General features: G+C 42.9%; 16 protein-coding genes. 11 read left to right on the top strand and 5 right to left on the bottom strand.

Translation table 11 applies throughout. The features are described from left to right. Nucleotides 1–119: 119 nt before the first annotated feature. Together AACQ17_RS10985 and AACQ17_RS10980 are read left to right on the top strand one after the other, a co-directional pair. Complete coding sequence (locus tag AACQ17_RS10985) at nt 120–1,607, top strand: hypothetical protein (protein WP_013868366.1); 1,488 nt, start codon at nt 120–122, stop codon at nt 1,605–1,607. After that, nucleotides 1,588–3,168, top strand: coding sequence for a diguanylate cyclase domain-containing protein (locus AACQ17_RS10980; RefSeq protein WP_013868365.1), 1,581 nt, complete (start codon nt 1,588–1,590; stop codon nt 3,166–3,168). Before AACQ17_RS10985 ends, AACQ17_RS10980 begins: the two co-directional genes overlap by 20 nt. A 30-nt stretch (nt 3,169–3,198) precedes the next feature. On the opposite strand, the gene AACQ17_RS10975 is transcribed toward AACQ17_RS10980, so the two are convergent. After that, nucleotides 3,199–4,389 (bottom strand): MFS transporter, encoded by a 1,191-nt coding sequence (locus AACQ17_RS10975; RefSeq protein ID WP_094123956.1) that lies wholly within the window; start codon nt 4,387–4,389, stop codon nt 3,199–3,201. Between AACQ17_RS10975 and AACQ17_RS10970 the strand changes: the two genes are divergently transcribed. After that, on the top strand, nt 4,388–5,515 hold the full coding sequence (locus AACQ17_RS10970; protein ID WP_094147926.1) for an endonuclease/exonuclease/phosphatase family protein: 1,128 nt from the start codon (nt 4,388–4,390) through the stop codon (nt 5,513–5,515). The genes AACQ17_RS10975 and AACQ17_RS10970 overlap by 2 nt on opposite strands. A 12-nt stretch (nt 5,516–5,527) precedes the next feature. On the opposite strand, the gene AACQ17_RS10965 is transcribed toward AACQ17_RS10970, so the two are convergent. Beyond that, on the bottom strand, nt 5,528–5,815 hold the full coding sequence (locus AACQ17_RS10965; RefSeq protein ID WP_013868360.1) for a GNAT family N-acetyltransferase: 288 nt from the start codon (nt 5,813–5,815) through the stop codon (nt 5,528–5,530). 136 nt (nt 5,816–5,951) lie between these two features. Between AACQ17_RS10965 and AACQ17_RS10960 the strand changes: the two genes are divergently transcribed. Continuing rightward, nucleotides 5,952–6,695 (top strand): flagellar brake protein, encoded by a 744-nt coding sequence (locus AACQ17_RS10960; RefSeq protein WP_013868359.1) that lies wholly within the window; start codon nt 5,952–5,954, stop codon nt 6,693–6,695. A gap of 71 nt (nt 6,696–6,766) precedes the next feature. Here the strand turns inward: AACQ17_RS10960 and gltS are convergent, their stop codons facing one another. Beyond that, on the bottom strand, nt 6,767–7,993 hold the full coding sequence (gene gltS, locus AACQ17_RS10955) for a sodium/glutamate symporter (RefSeq protein WP_026028168.1): 1,227 nt from the start codon (nt 7,991–7,993) through the stop codon (nt 6,767–6,769). Nucleotides 7,994–8,645: 652 nt separating this feature from the next. Here gltS and AACQ17_RS10950 point away from each other — a divergent pair. From AACQ17_RS10950 to sstT, 5 genes are all read left to right on the top strand, one after another. Continuing rightward, nucleotides 8,646–9,566: a DUF368 domain-containing protein gene (locus AACQ17_RS10950; protein WP_013868357.1), complete on the top strand. Its 921-nt coding sequence runs from the start codon at nt 8,646–8,648 to the stop codon at nt 9,564–9,566. Nucleotides 9,567–9,709: 143 nt separating this feature from the next. Further along, the gene (locus AACQ17_RS10945) at nt 9,710–10,138 is read left to right on the top strand and encodes a hypothetical protein (protein ID WP_017048144.1); all 429 of its coding nucleotides are present in this window, start codon (nt 9,710–9,712) and stop codon (nt 10,136–10,138) included. Continuing rightward, nucleotides 10,135–10,743: an SCO family protein gene (locus tag AACQ17_RS10940; protein ID WP_013868355.1), complete on the top strand. Its 609-nt coding sequence runs from the start codon at nt 10,135–10,137 to the stop codon at nt 10,741–10,743. Before AACQ17_RS10945 ends, AACQ17_RS10940 begins: the two co-directional genes overlap by 4 nt. 1 nt (nt 10,744) lies before the next feature. After that, nucleotides 10,745–11,188 carry a copper chaperone PCu(A)C gene (locus tag AACQ17_RS10935; RefSeq protein WP_013868354.1) on the top strand — a complete coding sequence of 148 codons (444 nt, stop codon included), beginning with the start codon at nt 10,745–10,747 and terminating at the stop codon, nt 11,186–11,188. 354 nt (nt 11,189–11,542) lie between these two features. After that, the gene (gene sstT, locus AACQ17_RS10930; protein ID WP_026028166.1) at nt 11,543–12,760 is read left to right on the top strand and encodes a serine/threonine transporter SstT; all 1,218 of its coding nucleotides are present in this window, start codon (nt 11,543–11,545) and stop codon (nt 12,758–12,760) included. Nucleotides 12,761–12,870: 110 nt separating this feature from the next. Here the strand turns inward: sstT and AACQ17_RS10925 are convergent, their stop codons facing one another. After that, nucleotides 12,871–14,016: a tetratricopeptide repeat protein gene (locus tag AACQ17_RS10925; protein ID WP_017045034.1), complete on the bottom strand. Its 1,146-nt coding sequence runs from the start codon at nt 14,014–14,016 to the stop codon at nt 12,871–12,873. Between the two features lie 345 nt (nt 14,017–14,361). Next, complete coding sequence (locus tag AACQ17_RS10920) at nt 14,362–15,999, bottom strand: glycoside hydrolase family 13 protein (RefSeq protein WP_094147694.1); 1,638 nt, start codon at nt 15,997–15,999, stop codon at nt 14,362–14,364. A gap of 218 nt (nt 16,000–16,217) precedes the next feature. Between AACQ17_RS10920 and AACQ17_RS10915 the strand changes: the two genes are divergently transcribed. Further along, nucleotides 16,218–17,135, top strand: a complete 918-nt coding sequence (locus tag AACQ17_RS10915) for a LysR family transcriptional regulator (RefSeq protein ID WP_094126682.1) — start codon at nt 16,218–16,220, stop codon at nt 17,133–17,135. 323 nt (nt 17,136–17,458) lie between these two features. After that, nucleotides 17,459–17,937, top strand: a 479-nt coding sequence (locus AACQ17_RS10910; RefSeq protein WP_141201454.1) for an extracellular solute-binding protein, incomplete at its 3' end; no start/stop codon positions are given.

Raw genomic sequence — 17,937 nt, 5'->3', positions numbered from 1 at the left:
TTATTGTGGTAATGAATAACCAATGCACCCACTTTTGGGAAAGTAAATAGTGCGCTTTAACGTTGGCTTCATATAATGAATCGGTGACTTAGGCTTCTTACTTTTGAGGAACAGCCCGTTTGGATAAAAGCCAATACCTTCTTGAAATTGAAATAGAACAGCTTAGAGCCCGTATTGAAACTGAGCCGGAGAAGGTGTCGATCGTCGCGGAGCAGTGTTTATTGAGAGCACAGCAGATCTTTTTCCCAGAAGGGGCGATTCAATGTTTGATCATTTTATCTCGCTGCGCTTGGTGTCTAATGGACTACCGCGTGGGTTTAAAATACATTAAAGAAGCCTTATCCACTCAAAATACCCTCGATACTGATGACTGCCTTCCCGAAATTCTGCATATTCACGCGCTGCAACTTTGGGGTCAGGCAAAATATTATACCGCCCAACAATATTGGATAAATGCCTTAGAACAATCAGCTCTGGTTGATGAAGTTGATATCCAGATAGAGTGCCTCATTGGTCTGGGTAATGTTTGGCGTATTACTAACGAATATCAACTTTCATGTTCAACACACGAGCTAGCCGTTAAAGTCGCTAATAATGCCCGTATCCATTGGTTAGAAGGCAAAGCCCGTATTCTGTGGGCATGGGATCTCTATCTACTTAACCAATACATCGATATGCTCACGGTGCTCGATGGTGCAGAAGAAGCGCTACAGGATCATCCCGATAAAACTTGGCAAGCCGAGGTTTGGGATTTTCGCGGCTTAGCACTGCTCGGGCTTGAACGAATCGAAGATGCGGAAGCGGCAACCACCAAAGCACTCGAACTTGCCGTGGAGCATAATCTTGTGTGGATGAAGGCCCACTCATTCATTAGTCGAGCTCGTTTGGAACTGCTGAGAAAAGACTCCAAGAAAGCAACTGAGCTGTTGCTTCTTGCTGAAGCCTCTGCTGCTTCATTTGATAAAGGTGAGCTACTTTCACAAATTTGCTACCAACAATCCCTAGTCGCAGAGCAGCGTGGTGATTTTAAAGCTTCTTTAGCCTCATTTAAGAAATATCGCCAATTTACGGTTGAGATGCTTCGAGAACAAACGGCGCGCATTGGCCTTGATAAAGCAAGAGCCTCTAAGCGACAACTTGAGCAACGAGCACGTAAACTCATTAACCGTATTCGTGGTCAACACGAATACGACCCAGAGAAACATCTCTCCAATGTGGTTTCAGAGACTTATTGGTGGGAACAACTCATGCTGTTCAAGACCGAGTTGAAGCATTCTAATCACGCCGTCATTGTCATCCAACATAACGACTCAAAGTACCTCGATGTATGTACCGAGATTGCCCACTCGCTCTGTAACCAAAAAGATCTCGTTTCTCGTTTAAGTAGCGAACGCTTAGCGCTGCTTCTTGCCGATAAAGGCGATGCAGCGCTGCACGTCTTCCATGTATTGGCTAAGATGATTGAAATATACCCCTGGGAAAGAAAAGGATTAACGGGGTCGCTACCTCAAGTGATGTTCCAAGACATTTTGAGTTTCCCATTCACATTAGAACAACTGGAAGACAGTCAACCTCAGGAATGGTCGCATGGAAGTACTGCTCAGTAAGATTAAAGATACGGGTTTGGATGCCACCTCCGTTTCCGGAGAAGAGGCCATCATTTTCTGGAATCACGTCCGACAACATATAGCCTCAACATCAAAAGAAAAAGCACTTAGCTACATCATCAGTGCAGAGTATCGTTCAGAACTGCATCAGTCGTCCGCTAGCATAGAGGAGCTTCGTCACGCCTTAGCATTACTTGAATTGCCTAAGGACGCCGAAATTATTTTGTCTGTGAAAAACAGTTTAAGCGATCGCCTAATGGAAAGCGGTGAATTTGCCGCGGCGCTCAACGAATATGTGTCCGCTTCTAATATTGCCGTCGACACAGGTTACATTGACGAATATGTACTAGCCGTCATTGGCATGGGTAACCTGTGTGATGCTTATGGCGAGCACAGCCGAGCCCTTCGTTACTATCAAAAAATTGATAGTATTGATCACGCAATCACCAGCCGCTCATTACGCCTGCGTTATAAACTTTACATGCTATCGTGTTACATTCAACTGCACCGAATCTCCGCCGCCACCGACCTAATTAAAGAGTGTGAAGAGCTGAGTATTTTGGTCAGCGATAAAATTCTTACCGGGCAAATTTCACTCTATCAAGCTCAACTTTATCTTCATCAGGATCAAGTCGATAAAGCGCTCATTACGCTCTCTAGTGTTCAGTACAGTGCTGGGAATATGAATTCCACCTGGCTATCGAATATGATTCGAATTGAAACGGCCAACTGCCTTGCTAAAATAGGCAAAAGTCATATTGCCAATATGATGCTGGCCAGTACAGACAAACGCCTGCAACGATACACGTCACCCACGATGGCCAAGCAGCTGTATCGAGCATTCAGTGCCGTGTGCGAGCGCCAAGGCCTTTATCAAGCCGCCCTGATTTATGAAAAAAAGGGCTTTCGAATTGAAACTGATCTGATGAAAAACATCCCGATTAGTGAGCTGGGGGCTAATCAACTGCGTCGCTTATCGCGCTTTGAATTGCAATTGAAATTGATCTTATCTGAGATTGAAAATCGCGAGCTCAAAGAAACCACCGAACATCAAAAGAATGCCGTGGCCCAACTTCAACAGGATGTCTTCACTGACCCACTCACCACCTTACACAACCGCCGCTGGTTAGATGTAAAGCTGAAAGACCTACTGCTTCATGAGAAGCTATTTGCATTTCTAGTCATTGATATTGACCATTTTAAATCGATTAATGATGAACTTAGTCACTTGGTTGGTGACAAAGCGATAGTCAATGTTTCACGTGAGTTGAAAAACTACTTTAAATTCCGAGGCTCCTCCTGTGTCCGTTTTGGTGGAGAAGAGTTTCTGGTGATTTTAGAAGATTGCTCGCTCGACCAAGCTGAAATGCATGCCGAAAACTATCGAGAACGCATATTCCAATTTGGTTGGCACGATATTCTAGGTGAGCGCGGCTTAACCGTCAGTATCGGTATAACCTTGCATCGAGATGGTGAAAATACACAACGCACATTCTACCGCGCCGACAAAGCCTTATATCGCGCGAAAGCGAATGGCCGCAACCAAGTGTGCACTGAGTAACTTTCCGAAGGGTCGTAAACGACCCTTTTGCTACCTGTCGCTCCAACGCAGAATTCTAACTTCATTACCCGCTTCGGGTTTAATTGGAATATTGAGTGATAAAAGCAGCGAAACAAGTGCCATTACCGCTCCAATGTAAAAGACGCTCGCCGGAGAGATAAGCCAAATTAAACCAAACGTGGCGGGGATGAACACGGCCGCAATATGGTTAATGGTAAAAGAAACTCCCGCTGTAGACGCCATGTCCGCAGGATCTGCAATTTTCTGAAAATAAGTTTTAATCGCCAAGGCCAAGGCAAAAAAGAGGTGGTCAACCACATAAAGTGCCGCCGCCCAATGTGCGTTTTGCACAAGACCGTACCCAACAAAAACAACAATCAACCCCGTGTATTCAAACAGTAGCGCTTTACGCTCGCCGACTACACCAATGAACTTACCAATACGTTTAGCAAACAAAAAGTTGAACAAATAGTTGATCAAAAACAGTAAGGTAATATCGGCCGCTGAATAGCCAAATTTCTCTACCATAAGGAAACCAGCGAAAACAGTGAAAATTTGCCTACGCGCACCACTCATGAAGGTCAAGGCGTAATACAGCCAATAACGTTTGCGTAGCACGAGCTTTTTATTTTGTGGCACTTCCGCTTTAAATTCAGGAAAGGCAAAGGCAATGATCAACACCAGCACAAAACCAGCACCGCCAGAAATGACATAGACCCATTTAAAATCGAGCTGAAACACTTCTAACATTACCCACAAAGCACCGTAGGTGATCAGTGATGCAAGTGCTCCAACCGAAATGAGTTTGCCAAGCATTTCTGGCGCTTCATCTTTATTTAACCACTGCAAAGACAAGGATTGTTTAAGCGTTTCAAAGTAGTGAAACCCAGTCGACATCAATAATGTCGTGAGCAGTAACCCGGTTAAAGAAGGGAAAAAACCCGTCATCGCGGTTCCTAACGTCAACATACCTAATGAGATCAGGATAAATCGCTGCTCTCGAATGAACAGTAAAACGAATACGGCGGTGAAGGCTAAAAATCCGGGGATTTCTCGTACACTTTGTAATAAGCCAATGTCTGAACCATCGAAATTCGCTTTTTCAATCACGAAATTATTCAACAGTGCCATCCAACTAGAAAATGCAATCGGCACAATAATGGAGATAATCAATAGGAAATTTTGTGGCGTGCGCCAACCTTGAGAGGCTTTAGGGTACATGAGAGATCCTTATCTATGTTTCAGCGCATCATATACTCAAGTCGCCTTAAAAGGCGAGAGCTCATCACAACAGGAAACAAGGTTAGGGATTAGCACTGCTAAATTACACCGTTCGGGTATAAGATCGACCGAGACACAAATATTGGGATTTAACATGACGATTACGTTCGCAACGATTAATTTATTCAATTATTTAGCTCCGCCGAACGCATATTATCAGTTCGACAATATTTACACGCAAGCAGAGTGGCAGAAAAAAAAGCAATGGTTTAGCCAGAAGATCAAACAGCTGGATGCCGATATCATTGGCTTTCAAGAAGTTTTCAGTTTTGATGAACTGCGCAACCAGATGATGGATTTAGGCTACCCGTATGTGGCCTGTGTAGATGAACCTATCGTCAAAGATGGATACATCTACAGCCATCCGGTTGTGGTGATTGCCTCTCGCTATTCTCTGCGCCAAGTGAGCGCCGTACATGGCACGCTACCAAACCAAGCTGCCCCTTTTTGCTTTAATCGTACACCGTTACACGCTACGGTTTGCCTGCCAATGCTCGGGGATATCGATGTCTATATTGTGCATTTTAAATCTCAACGTCCGGCAGAATCGCCTGCGGCACCTCATCATCTGATCGATGAATGGCAACAAGAAACGCTAGGACGCTGGCTCTCTACTGTTCAGCGAGGCTTTGAAGCAAACCTGACTCACCAATATATCGTCAATACTCAAAAACAAACTGGGCGGCCTTGTGTGCTAATGGGCGATTTTAATAAACCGTTACATCACGAGGAGTTTCAAGGACTACTATCACAGGCCTTATACCGCAGACCAGATACACAGCAACCGCTGGCTGGCTATGCGCTTTACGATGCTTGGGATCTGCATACCAAGAGTGTTGAGCAGCCTCGTAAAGCCACTCATTACGCCAGAGCCACGGGATCTGTACTCGACTATATTCTCCTTTCCGCAGACTTCGCGCCTTTTACCCAGCCAATGAAAAGCTATATCAGCCACTATACTGTGCTTGATCAACATCTGATCAACCCGAGCTATGAGCTCGATAACTTTAGTACTGACCATGCACTGGTCGCGGTCACATTAAAAGTAAACACAGCACCGAGCTAATGGGTTTGTATGCTACGACTCTCGATGCAATAAATGCTGCCATTCACTGTGTCGATTTAAATAATGCACAACATAACTACAGACAGGTTTGATGGTGTAACCTTGCGCTTCAATTTGCGGTAATACACTCTCCATCATTATTTTCCCGTATCCTTTACCCTGAAGTTCATCCGGTACGCGAGTCGAAGTAATAAACAACACTTCATCCTGTTGTTGGTATGTCACAGTTGCGAATAGATTTCCCTCAAGATGTACTTTATATTGACAATTTTGTATATCATGTTGCACTTCATGAATCATGGTAACGTCCTAATTGATATATAAATCAAATAAATTGATATTCTCAGAATTGAATCTTCCAACATCTACCCCTAGAATTTAAACTATTACAAAAATTAGAATAAAATGCAGCTACTGCATCACGGAGAAAATTAAGATGGAATCGCAGTCGGCAGTGCTGAAAGATGAACAGAACCCAAACCGTTCAACCGAACGTAATAAAACCCTATCGACACTTAATAGTACTGATGCGTTATCTATGGTTGAACACAGTAGCGAACTAACCTTAAGTATAACCACTCCCGTTGGTACGAAATTCCAGTGTAAAACGTCATTTATCGGTACCTACTCTCATTCCCATCTCCTTGTAGAAATTCCTAAAATTTCCGCAGATGATCTCTCTTTTTTCTTCCAAGAAGGTTTTTGGATGAATATCAGAGCTATTTCACCACGTGGCGAAGGAGCTTTAATCCATTTTCGTAGCCAATTGTTACATGTATTGCAAGAGCCTATACCGCTCGCCATGTTATCTATTCCCAACAGCATGCAAGTGACCCAACTGCGCAAAGAAGCTCGTTACGATGTGAATCTAGCAGGAAAAGCAACGGTAGGAACGCATAAGTCGGATTGTGAGGTAAGAGATCTCTCCAAAAGTGGCTGTCGTTTTGTCACACCTCCTCTTGGGCGCACTTTCCAAGTGGGTGATAAGATTAGTCTCGAATTATTTACTGATCCTCGCAGCAGCCAATTCTTTGCGCCTTTGATGGGTAAAGTTTGTAACTTGCAACGCTCACTGCACTATGCTCGTTACGGAGTGCAGTTTGATGAAGAAGGTGTCAAAAATGCGAAAAGTTTATTAGGTCAACTGAAGTTTGATGGCACCAAATTGACGTTGAAGTAATAAAAACGCCCTGTTAAACAAGTTAAGTCAGGGCGTTTTTACTTTTTACATTGCTTTTAACTGCATTGTTTTTAACCTAGAAAAGAAATATATCCCTGCAAGATAACCAAATTCACGATATCCACAAAGAATGCACCTACGATAGGCACTACCATAAACGCTTGTGGTGATGGCCCATATCGTGTCACCAATGAGCCCATATTCATCACAGCGGTTGGGGTTGCTCCAAGACCAAAACCGCAGTGCCCACCAGCGATCACAGCAGCGTCATAATTTGATCCCATGACTTTAAATGTCACAAAATAAGCAAAAATACCCAACACGACCGATTGCACCGCTAAAATCACCAGAAATGGGACAGCCAAGTCAAAAATATTCCATAACTTTAAACTCATGAGTGCCATTGCAAGAAATAGCGATAGAGAAACGGTGCCTAAGATGTCAACGGTTTCAGCATCAATTTTATGAACTTTCGTCAATTCCAGTATATTGGTAATGAACACACCGATGAAAAGCGCATAGACAAAATCGGGGATCATCAACCATTTGATTTCAAATGCACTTACCCACTGTTCTAAATATTTAGCACCAGTGACACAAATAAGAAGGATGAACAAACCCTCGATCACTTTCTTAGCGGTGACTTTATCTTCTTCATATTCATTGTACGTAACCAGCTCTGGGAACTTATCGTGCGTTTTGGTTCCTCGTCCATACTCAGATTCAAACCCGTTTTTATTAATGAGTTTTTGGGCAACTGGGCTACCGATAATCCCACCAATGATCAAACCAAAGGTCGCTGAGGCCATGGCAATTTCTAGCGTATTGCTAAGCCCATAATTGTCGTTGAATGTTTGAGCCCACGCCGCTCCCGTACCGTGTCCACCCGAGAGGGTAATAGAACCGGCGATCAACCCCATCAGTGGGTCAAGACCAAGAGCCGTCGCTAACGATACACCGACGCCATTTTGGATGATGATATAAAACGAGGCAACAGCGAGGAAAAGAAAGACTTTTGCTCCACCCTTAACCAGTTGAGTGTAATTGGCCGCAAGGCCTACGGTGCTGAAAAACATCAGCATAAAAATATTCTGCAACGGCAATGAGAACTCTAAATCTAAGCCGTAAAAATGTAGAAGAGTGATCGCGAAAGCGACAATTAAGCCACCGACGATAGGCTCAGGAATGTTGAATTTTTCCAAGATAGGCAGTTTTGCGTTAATAAAGTGACCTAAAAAAAGCACGCTAATAGCGATTAAGAAAGACTCAAGGGGCCCAATTGAAATTAAATGGTGCATATAACCTCTTATTACTGCTTCACTCATCTTCCTTAATGAGTTTGGAGATCATCAAAGAAATGCTTGATAAACTCGAAAAAAATACGATTGATCGATACGGATCATCCTTATGGATATTGTTTATTTTCAATGATATACGATGTTTATTTGATGGGTTTTACGAACGTATGGCCTAACTGGTTTTGCTCGAAAAACATCTTCGCTCACGGCTTTTGATTGTCATTTGCAAACTCTCATTAGACGAGCGAGGAGGCGTATCATACCTAACAGACAAAAAAAGAGCCAACCGCAATGATGCGATTGGCTTATATATAGTGTGAACAAATTCATTCACTAACAACGTCAGTTGGCTAGGTGACCCTCGGCTTTAAGAAGGGTCGAATAGTATTATGCATGAAGTGTGCCAACTAAAAAAGGTCTGCTTTTTAGCTATGCATCGCATTAATTCATCAAAATGTAGTACTTTTTCGCATTACGCAAATTGCATTATGCGAAACGAATGCAAAACAATACTCACCCAGTTGCTATAAAACAAACTAACTTTCTGCGCTTTTTCACCTTAAGCCAGCACCACTCACTCATCTTTTGTACAAGCATTTCTTAGTTATTTCATTATATACTTCCGGCACATACACTTAATCATGCAGATTCAATGAACTATTTCAGTACGTTTTTAAAAGGGATGGCCATGGGCGCCGCCGATGTTGTGCCGGGTGTTTCGGGTGGAACCATTGCATTCATCACTGGTATCTATGACACTTTGCTTGAAAGCATTCGTAGGATTAACCCGAGTTTATTGCGCATAGTCAAACGAGATGGGTTAGCCGCTGCATTTCAACATATTAATGGCTTCTTCTTGCTCGCACTGTTTGGGGGAATATTCACCAGTATCCTCTCTTTGGCTAAACTCATTTCTTGGCTGTTAGCCACGCATCCTATTCCCATTTGGTCATTCTTCTTCGGTTTAATTCTGGTTTCGGTGTTCCATATTGTGAAACAAATTGAGCAGTTCAAACTTTCTCGGTTGCTCTTCGCTTTGCTGGGAATTGCGTTTGCTTACAGTATTACGGTACTTAACCCAATGCAGATGGAACCAACAGCGCTGAACACAGTTCTAGCCGGTGCTATTGCCATCTGCGCCATGATTCTACCGGGAATTTCTGGAAGTTTTATCCTGTTGCTGATTGGTATGTACGCACCGGTACTGGGCGCGGTGAAAGAGATGCAAGCCGATATTTTGGCACTCTTTTTACTCGGATGTATCGGTGGTTTACTGAGTTTTTCTCACGTATTGTCTTGGTTACTCAAACAATTTAGAGATTTGACCTTAATTTTTCTTACGGGATTAATGATCGGCACCTTACCCAAAATCTGGCCTTGGAAAGAAACGCTCACTTGGCGAACCAATTCTCACGGCGAGCTCGTTCCTTTACTACAGCGAAACCTTTCTCCATTGGAATTTGAGTCCATCACTTCACAGCCTTCGCAACTGCTGGTAGCCATTTTATTGATGCTTTGCGCTGTTGCCCTCGTGCTTGGCTTGGAGCAATATGCAAAACATCACGATGTGTAAATCACACCGCATAGCATGAATGAGAAAAGGTGGGGAAACTCACCTTTACTATATTGATTTGTTGCACATTTTATCCATTCGTCACCACTGAAAAAAGATAGCTGTGATAACATTCGCGTTTTATAACCGCTTGGATTGTCCCCATGCACAACGCAATCAAAATCGGCGTCTTTGTTCTAGCCCTGCTAGCGGGTTACTTTAGCAGCGATATTTTCAATTGGCTCTCTTCAGCACACTCTTCTCCAGATATTAATCGATATTGCCAGTTGTCGAGTGCCCCTTGTCGACAAGGAGATGTTGTCATGACATTGGCACACGATAAATCTCAACCTTTGGTGGCTAACACTCTGACCGTTGAATGGCCACAAGCCAATGCAAGTAAACTCACACTCACACTCAATGGGCTAGAGATGGAGATGGGCACCGCTAAATATGTACTGACGCCGCAGGAAGACGGGCTCTACACAGCACAGATTGTACTCCCAGTTTGCACGACTGAAAAAATGACATGGATTGGCGAACTCTCTGATGGTCGTACCCAAGTATTTCCGGCAATAAGGATGGAAAGATGAGTAAAAATTGGTCTCTGGCATTGGTGGTTGCGTTTGTATTAGGCTTTGGTATAAAAACCTATTTTGATACGCAGCAAAGTATGGATTTAGAGAGCGGTAATAGCTCATCTTCTGAAGTAATTTTATTTGGCAAAGCAAATCAACCCATCTCTATTTTCGATACTAAAGATGAACGCATACGTGTTGTTTACTTCGGCTTTACACGCTGCCCAGATGTCTGCCCAACATCTCTGGCTATGTTAGCAGGTGCACTCAATCAACTGGATGATGTAACCAAAGCAAAGCTGCGCCCTTTATTTATCTCTCTCGATCCAGAGCGTGACGCTGCTGATGCTTCTCATCAATACGCCCAATATTTCCACCCTATGATCGAGGGACTTTCTGCTCCTTTAGACATTACAACACCACTAGCGCATCAGTATGGCGTCATTTTCCGCAAAACCGAATTAAAGGGATCTGAACTGAAATACACATTAGATCACAGCTCCTACTTCTACTTTTTACAACCAGATGGAACATTAATCACTAAAGTCCCACACACGCTTTCACCGGCTCCCATTGTTGAAGCCATCAAAACAATAATGACGTCATCACAAGGAAAATAACATGAAGCTCAATGCTCTTTTTTTAGCAAGCCTTGCCCTTAGCCCACTAGCTTTTGCGAACACAGATATAATGGTACATCACCCTTACGCACGTGCTACCGCACCAACCGCCACCACCAGCGCAGTATTTTCTCAAATCATGAATAAAGGTGAAACGGACCGTTTCATTGTATCGGCCAACACCGATGTGGCAGGGAAAGTTGAGTTGCATGATGTAATCACCGAAGGAGATGTGATGAAAATGCGTCAAGTCACTGAATTTAAAATTCCGGCCAAAGGGCACGTCGAACTCAAACCGGGCGGCTTGCACATCATGCTTTTTGATTTGAAGAAACCATTGGTTGAAGGTGAAAAGATTGACGTACAACTGACCTTTGCCAATGGTGAGCAGCAAACCATTACTGCACCAGTAAAAAAAGTGATGAGTGGTATGGCACACCATTAAAAAGAAGAGGGTGAGCGATGTTGGCTTACCCTCTTTTATCATCGCACTAAACGCTCATTGACCAGTCTAATGGCGAGAGCGAGACATCCCGACGAGAGGCTTATCATTCCACCACCACAAATGCTACATATTATTTACATTTCACTCAAAATCGATTGCATTTCCACACATTGATTAATTATTTGTGCTGATTATCAATTAATTCTAGACACAATATCCCGCGTAGATATCATTACCCCCTTCAGTGGAGTTCACTGATGTCACTATAACTCTATTTGTCTACCATAACCGATGCTATGGCTTCGTAGTATTTAGGTCATGCAGGATGTAATTCGATTTATTGCAGGGATAACTATGCAAAGCAACAATATTTTCGCCCGTTTTGCGCGTGGCAATTTGGTTCTGCAAATACTCGCCGGTATCGTTCTCGGTGGGATATTAGCAACCCTTTCACCCGATGATGCGAAAAGCGTCGGCCTACTTGGCGACCTTTTCGTTGGCGCACTTAAAGCCGTAGCGCCGATCCTCGTGTTTATTTTGGTCGCCGCGTCCATCGCAAACCAAAAGAAAAACCAACACACTTATATGCGCCCAATCGTGGTGCTTTACCTTTTTGGAACCTTCACCGCCGCTCTTACTGCCGTTGTATTGAGCTTTATCTTCCCTACAACCTTAACATTGGTTGCGGGGGCAGAAGGTGCAACGCCTCCTCAAGGCATCGCTGAAGTGCTTAATACCCTGTTGTTTAAGCTGGTTGATAACCCAGTCAATGCTCTAATGAGTGCAAACTATATTGGCATTCTGGCATGGGCTGTTGGGTTGGGCTTAGCTTTACACCATGCCTCAGCAACAACTAAAGCCGTATTTGAAGATTTAAGCCACGGCGTTTCACAAATTGTGCGTTTTATTATTCGCCTAGCACCGTTTGGTATTTTCGGCTTGGTTGCATCCACGTTTGCCACGACTGGCTTTGAATCTTTGGCTGGTTATGCCAATCTTTTATTCGTATTGCTCAGTGCCATGTTGATCATCGCATTAGTTGTCAACCCAATCATTGTGTACGCGAAAACTCGCCAAAACCCGTATCCATTGGTGTTCCAGTGCTTGCGTGAAAGTGGTGTCACCGCATTTTTCACACGTTCAAGCGCCGCCAATATCCCAGTAAACATGGCATTGTGTGAGAAACTAAAACTGGATGAAGATACTTATTCAGTCTCGATCCCACTCGGCGCGACCATTAATATGGCTGGTGCCGCCATTACTATCACGGTTCTCACCCTAGCGGCAGTAAACACAGTAGGTATTGAAATTGACCTGATGACAGCTTTGCTACTGAGCATCGTTGCTGCTGTTTCTGCATGTGGCGCATCCGGTGTGGCCGGTGGTTCACTGCTGCTGATCCCGCTCGCATGTGGGCTATTTGGCATTTCAAATGACGTAGCAATGCAGGTTGTTGCCGTTGGCTTTATCATAGGCGTGATTCAAGATTCAGCCGAAACCGCGCTCAACAGCTCCACAGATGTTGTCTTCACCGCTGCGGTTTGCCAAGCTGAGCACAATAAATCAGCATAATCAATCGATACACTAAAACCGATACCAACAAAAATCCCCAGCCGATTCGCTGGGGATTTTTATTTCAGAGATTTTTTATTTACAGTGCTTAGCCACTTTATCTATCAGCATTACCTGTCCATTGAAGTATTGGAGAAATCTAATCGCGTTAGAACCTCATGATCATCAGATGGACTGGATGACAAACGCTCTTCGGAGGCATCCGCCACTACGCTCAATGAGAGATCGTCTTCATCAGGTAACTCCCCTTTCTCTGGGATAGGGATCCCACGTTTGTAGAGCTTGTTCAGCGCCTTAATAATTGAGTGTTTACTTACAGTACCCGCGCCGATTTTCTTCATGAGTGGTTTGGCCAACGATTGCAACCCCACAACAGAATCGACACCGATACGTGAGCCCACTTGATCTCTTAGCACCTTTGCCGGTTCAAAACCAAAATGAGCCGATAAAAATAACCAAATATAAGCAATAGCATTGCCATTTGAACCTTTATCTATCCAAGCTTCTCCTGCGTGATACATCGCCTCTACATGACCTTTTTCAGAAGCTCGCTCTAACCAATAACAAGCTTTACTGTGGTCCATTGCGACACCAACACCCTTAAGGTAATTCAAGCCTAGTTTCATCTGTCCTATCGGGCTATTTAGCTTCGCGGCTTTGGAATACCAAAATGTTGAATCCGCTGGTGATGGCGCGATATTGTCGTGTGAAACACACCAATCCCCCATGAAAATCACAGCGTCGAGCAAATTCGCTTCCGCAGCCTCTTGTACTAACGAGACTCCTTTCGCAGTATTCGCTTCCACGCCACGGCCATGAATATAGGCCATGCCAGTTTCATACTTTGCGGTTAAGTTACCTTCAATTCCTGCAATACAAGTCTGCCAAAACTTCTCTTTTTCCCGCAAAATCAGATCATCTCGAAACTTTTGGCAAATCCGAACAACACCATACATTCCCGTAACATTGTCATAATTTGCCGCTTTGTCATACCAGTACATCGCCTCTTTGAGGTTGGTTCGTTCGGCTTCTTTCGCTAAATACAAAATCGTCGGCACATGGCCTGTTTCAGCCTTAAACAAGCGATCTTGTCTTTCTTGTTCTCGTGATTTTTCTATCGCTTTGCGATAAGCGATTTCTCTCTCTTTTCTCTCTTCCTCTAAGCGTTTTTTGCGCAAAGAGAGCGAAAACATCCACACGAAGATGAGGATAAGTGATAACCCGGTTGCGCCTATGGCAATCCCAATAGTGCTCATTGATTCAAATCTTATTTAGCTGATTAACTTCATTATCGACCATTTTTCTCAATCTTTGAAAAAGTCTGACCACATTCATTCTGTCTCGAACCATTTAAAGCATACGAAACAGTCAAATTCGTTCATCCAAAACAGAGAGGCCACTCTATATCTAATGCTCGTGATATCTAATGCTCGTGGATTAATTAAGCCACATAGCCTTAGCACTAAGATAGTACCGTACTCTTTTCAAGAGTGTTACGCACAATCACACTAATTGAGGAATAGATTCCGATTTGGGTCAATGAATGAAAAAACGCAGCCAAATCGCTGCGTTCATTCCAGATCAAAAATGAGCCACTCACTTTACTCTCTCATCAAAACCGCGATGGATTGATAAGGCTCGAGTACTAGGTTTTCTTCTAATTTTTCAATCTCTTGATAATTAGAGCTCAAACACTCCACCGCTCTCAATTGAAACTTTTCGGGTATTGTTAAACAAACCGTGGCCGATGAAAAATTACTGACCACGACAATTTGCTCACCTTGGTACTCACGCACATAGCCAAACACTTGGTCATGTTCTTCAAATAAAGGCGTGAACGATCCATAGACGATGGACAGGTGTTTTTTACGCAGTGCAATTAACTTTTTATAGTGATGGTAAATCGATTGTTTATCAGCGAGCGCTTGTTCAACATTGACTTTTAGGTAGTTAGGATTCGCCTCTATCCATGGAGAACCTTGAGTAAATCCGCCGTGTTTATCCGCTGACCATTGCATTGGCGTTCGAGCATTATCGCGGCTGTTTTGATGAATAGCATCCAGCATATGCTGATGAGAAACGCCCGATTCTGTCTTCACACGATAAAAATTTAACGTCTCGATATCTCGGTATTGAGCGAGCGAATCGAAGGCCACATTCGTCATACCAATCTCTTCGCCTTGATAAATATAAGGCGTGCCTTTCAGAAAGTGTAAGCTCGTTGCCAACATTTTCGCAGATTCAACTCGGTAGCGTTTGTCATCACCATACTTAGATACAGCGCGTGGTAGGTCATGATTATTCCAAAATAATGAATTCCAACCCTGATCGGCAAGCTCAATCTGCCACTTGGTTAATACCTGTTTAAACTGCTTAAGATCTAACGGAATAGGGCTCCATTTGTCACCCTGCTCCCACGTCAAAGTGATGTGTTCAAATTGGAAAACCATCGATAACTCACGACGACTCGGCGCACTGTACAGTTTTGCAATGTCTGGTGTGGCTCCCCAAGTTTCTCCCACGGTCAGCAGATCTTGATTACCAAAGGTGGCGGCATTCATTTGCTGTAATAACGGATGCAAGCGCGGGCCATTACCAGTAATGCCCTTATCAATTTCTTTGCCAATTAAATCAATAACATCTAATCGAAAACCACCAATGCCCTGTTCAATCCACCAGTTCATCATGCTGTGCACTTCTTGCTGCACTTTAGGGTTTTCCCAATTCAGATCTGGCTGACGTTTAGAAAAAAGGTGGAAGTAATATTGCTGCGTTTGCTCATCCCAGTGCCAAGCACTGCCACCAAAAATTGACCCTGTATCATCCGGTACACTGCCATCCGGTTTTGCATCCCGCCAAATGTAGTAATCTCGATACGGATTGTCTCGTGATTGCTTAGCTTGTAAAAACCATTGGTGTTCATCCGATGTGTGATTAACGACAAGATCCATCACTATCTTAATATTGCGTTTTTGTGCTTCGCTCAGTAAACGCTGCATATCTTCCATGGAACCAAACTCTTGAGCTATTGCTTGGTAGTCAGAAATATCATAACCGTTATCATCCATTGGAGATTGATAAACAGGAGATAGCCAAATAACGTTAATGCCTAACTCTGCAAGGTAATCAAGCTTACTAATAATGCCATTTAAATCGCCGATACCATCGTGATTAGAATCGTAAAAACTGCGCGGGTATATTTGGTATACCACAGCGCTATGCCACCATTTGGGTTCCATGATATTGCCTTTTTGTAAATTAATTTATTGCTCATCATAATGAGAGCTGACGCAAAGTAACAATAGAACATTCCCCATATGATATAGCCAATACCTATATCATAAGAAAAATCACTATAGTTAGGCCTCTCTGCATGCAAAGAGATTAAAAAAACATCACCTAAAATGTGATTTATGCCAAACATGATAGCAATAAGCAGAAGACAAGATAAAACAGCATGGATAAATCCCTTCGATATTTTTTGATGGTTGCGATTGAAAATAATATTAAGCAAGCCGCAGAGAAACTGCATATCAGTCAACCATCTCTCACCACAGCAATTAAAAAGCTTGAACATGAACTTGGAGTTGAGCTATTTATTCGCCGCTCAAAAGGTGTAGAGCTCAGCGCTTATGGCAAACTATTTAGGGAGTATGTGCAGGAGCAACAAGAAAAGCAGCAACAACTGTTACATCAGTTCACCGATATGCAACAGAGACATCAAGGAAAATTAAAGCTTGGCACTGGGGAAGCGTGGTGGGAATTATTTGTTCGCGATACGGTATGCCTATATCAAAAAAACACCCCTAATTGTTCAATACATTTGGAATTTGGCAATAACCTTTCTTTGATCCATCACTTGGTGCAGGGAGATATTGACCTCTTTATTGGCCATGAAATTCAAGATCTACACGAAAGGTGTAAAGTCCATTTCCAACCTTTGTTCCGAGACCAAGAAGCATTTTTTGTATGTTCAAGCCATCCGATATTGAATACAAAAAAAAGTGATGATGAACTTCTGATTGAACAAGCCCAATACCCTCTCATCCGCGTCACGCCGGATCATTCTCGACATCGTACAATGTTGGCTGAACATGCATCACTGGCTAAACAATATACGGAACAAAGAGAGAGTAAAAGAGCCATCTATGATGTCGATTCTTTATTTGCTAGCATAGATATATTAGAGATGGCTAACGCTGTAATGCCATATAGCGATAAAATGTGCCATTGGATGGCCAGAAGAAATATTGCAACATTAACCATCAACAAAAAGAAAAAAGGTAATGTAGGAATTTATATTAAACAAGGCATAGCTGACCCAAAAATTACCAGTTTTATTGAAATACTAACGAAGTATACCTCTTCCTTATGAAGGCTAACACCCTACTAAACAAATTATTGAAGATCAGTGTGGACTAAAGCCTTGATAACATAGGCTTCCGGCACACAAAGCGGGCATTACAACAATAGTTTTTGTTTTGGTTCACACTTTTGAAAGTAGAAAAACTCACCGTGTTATCTACCGTAGTTACATTCTATCAATATTAGAGCAATGATATTGATAGAATCTATATCAAACTCACTTTCATCTATTTCTTATTGCAAGCAAAAGCCGTTATATTTTCAACAGAACTTACACTCAAGGACTCATGCGTACCATATTCGCTTCGGGCCTAGGTAAAACAGGAAATAGTGATGAAAAATTCAATTAAGAATCTGTCTATCTGTACACTGGCCACTTTAATGGCGGCACCACTGATGGCGATGCAAGAAGGTGAAATCACCATTTGGATTAACGGTGATAAAAGTTATGATGGCTTAGCGCAAATAGGCCAACAATTTGAACAAGATACTGGAATTAAAATCATTGTTCAGCATCCAGAATCGCTTGAAGCGAAATTCCAACAGCACGCTGCAACTGGCAGTGGTCCTGATATTATTTTTTGGGCACACGATAGATTCGGTGGCTATGCAGAAGCAGGCTTGCTTCACGAAATCAAACCAAGTAAGCAATTTAAAGAAAAGTTGGTCGATTTCAGTTGGGATGCCGTTACCGTTAATGGAAAATTGGTTGGCTATCCTCTTGCTATTGAGGCCCCTTCTCTTATTTACAATAAAGATCTGTTACCAACACCGCCTAAAACTTGGGAAGAACTAGTCAGTATTCATAATAC

The organism is Vibrio sp. V10_P2A27P122 (assembly GCF_963874335.1).
Lineage (GTDB): Bacteria > Pseudomonadota > Gammaproteobacteria > Enterobacterales > Vibrionaceae > Vibrio > Vibrio anguillarum.
This window is presented reverse-complemented; position numbering and strand designations above follow the sequence as displayed.

What these genes read in the sequence shown, in the direction of transcription:
- AACQ17_RS10925 (WP_017045034.1), bottom strand. Translation starts at nt 14,016, where the DNA reads ATGAGCACTATTGGGATTGCCATAGGCGCAACCGGGTTATCACTTATC.
- AACQ17_RS10950 (WP_013868357.1), top strand. Translation starts at nt 8,646, where the DNA reads ATGAACTATTTCAGTACGTTTTTAAAAGGGATGGCCATGGGCGCCGCC.
- AACQ17_RS10940 (WP_013868355.1), top strand. Translation starts at nt 10,135, where the DNA reads ATGAGTAAAAATTGGTCTCTGGCATTGGTGGTTGCGTTTGTATTAGGC.
- AACQ17_RS10960 (WP_013868359.1), top strand. Translation starts at nt 5,952, where the DNA reads ATGGAATCGCAGTCGGCAGTGCTGAAAGATGAACAGAACCCAAACCGT.
- AACQ17_RS10965 (WP_013868360.1), bottom strand. Translation starts at nt 5,815, where the DNA reads ATGATTCATGAAGTGCAACATGATATACAAAATTGTCAATATAAAGTA.
- sstT (WP_026028166.1), top strand. Translation starts at nt 11,543, where the DNA reads ATGCAAAGCAACAATATTTTCGCCCGTTTTGCGCGTGGCAATTTGGTT.
- AACQ17_RS10935 (WP_013868354.1), top strand. Translation starts at nt 10,745, where the DNA reads ATGAAGCTCAATGCTCTTTTTTTAGCAAGCCTTGCCCTTAGCCCACTA.
- gltS (WP_026028168.1), bottom strand. Translation starts at nt 7,993, where the DNA reads ATGCACCATTTAATTTCAATTGGGCCCCTTGAGTCTTTCTTAATCGCT.
- AACQ17_RS10945 (WP_017048144.1), top strand. Translation starts at nt 9,710, where the DNA reads ATGCACAACGCAATCAAAATCGGCGTCTTTGTTCTAGCCCTGCTAGCG.
- AACQ17_RS10970 (WP_094147926.1), top strand. Translation starts at nt 4,388, where the DNA reads ATGAGAGATCCTTATCTATGTTTCAGCGCATCATATACTCAAGTCGCC.
- AACQ17_RS10980 (WP_013868365.1), top strand. Translation starts at nt 1,588, where the DNA reads ATGGAAGTACTGCTCAGTAAGATTAAAGATACGGGTTTGGATGCCACC.
- AACQ17_RS10975 (WP_094123956.1), bottom strand. Translation starts at nt 4,389, where the DNA reads ATGTACCCTAAAGCCTCTCAAGGTTGGCGCACGCCACAAAATTTCCTA.
- AACQ17_RS10920 (WP_094147694.1), bottom strand. Translation starts at nt 15,999, where the DNA reads ATGGAACCCAAATGGTGGCATAGCGCTGTGGTATACCAAATATACCCG.
- AACQ17_RS10915 (WP_094126682.1), top strand. Translation starts at nt 16,218, where the DNA reads ATGGATAAATCCCTTCGATATTTTTTGATGGTTGCGATTGAAAATAAT.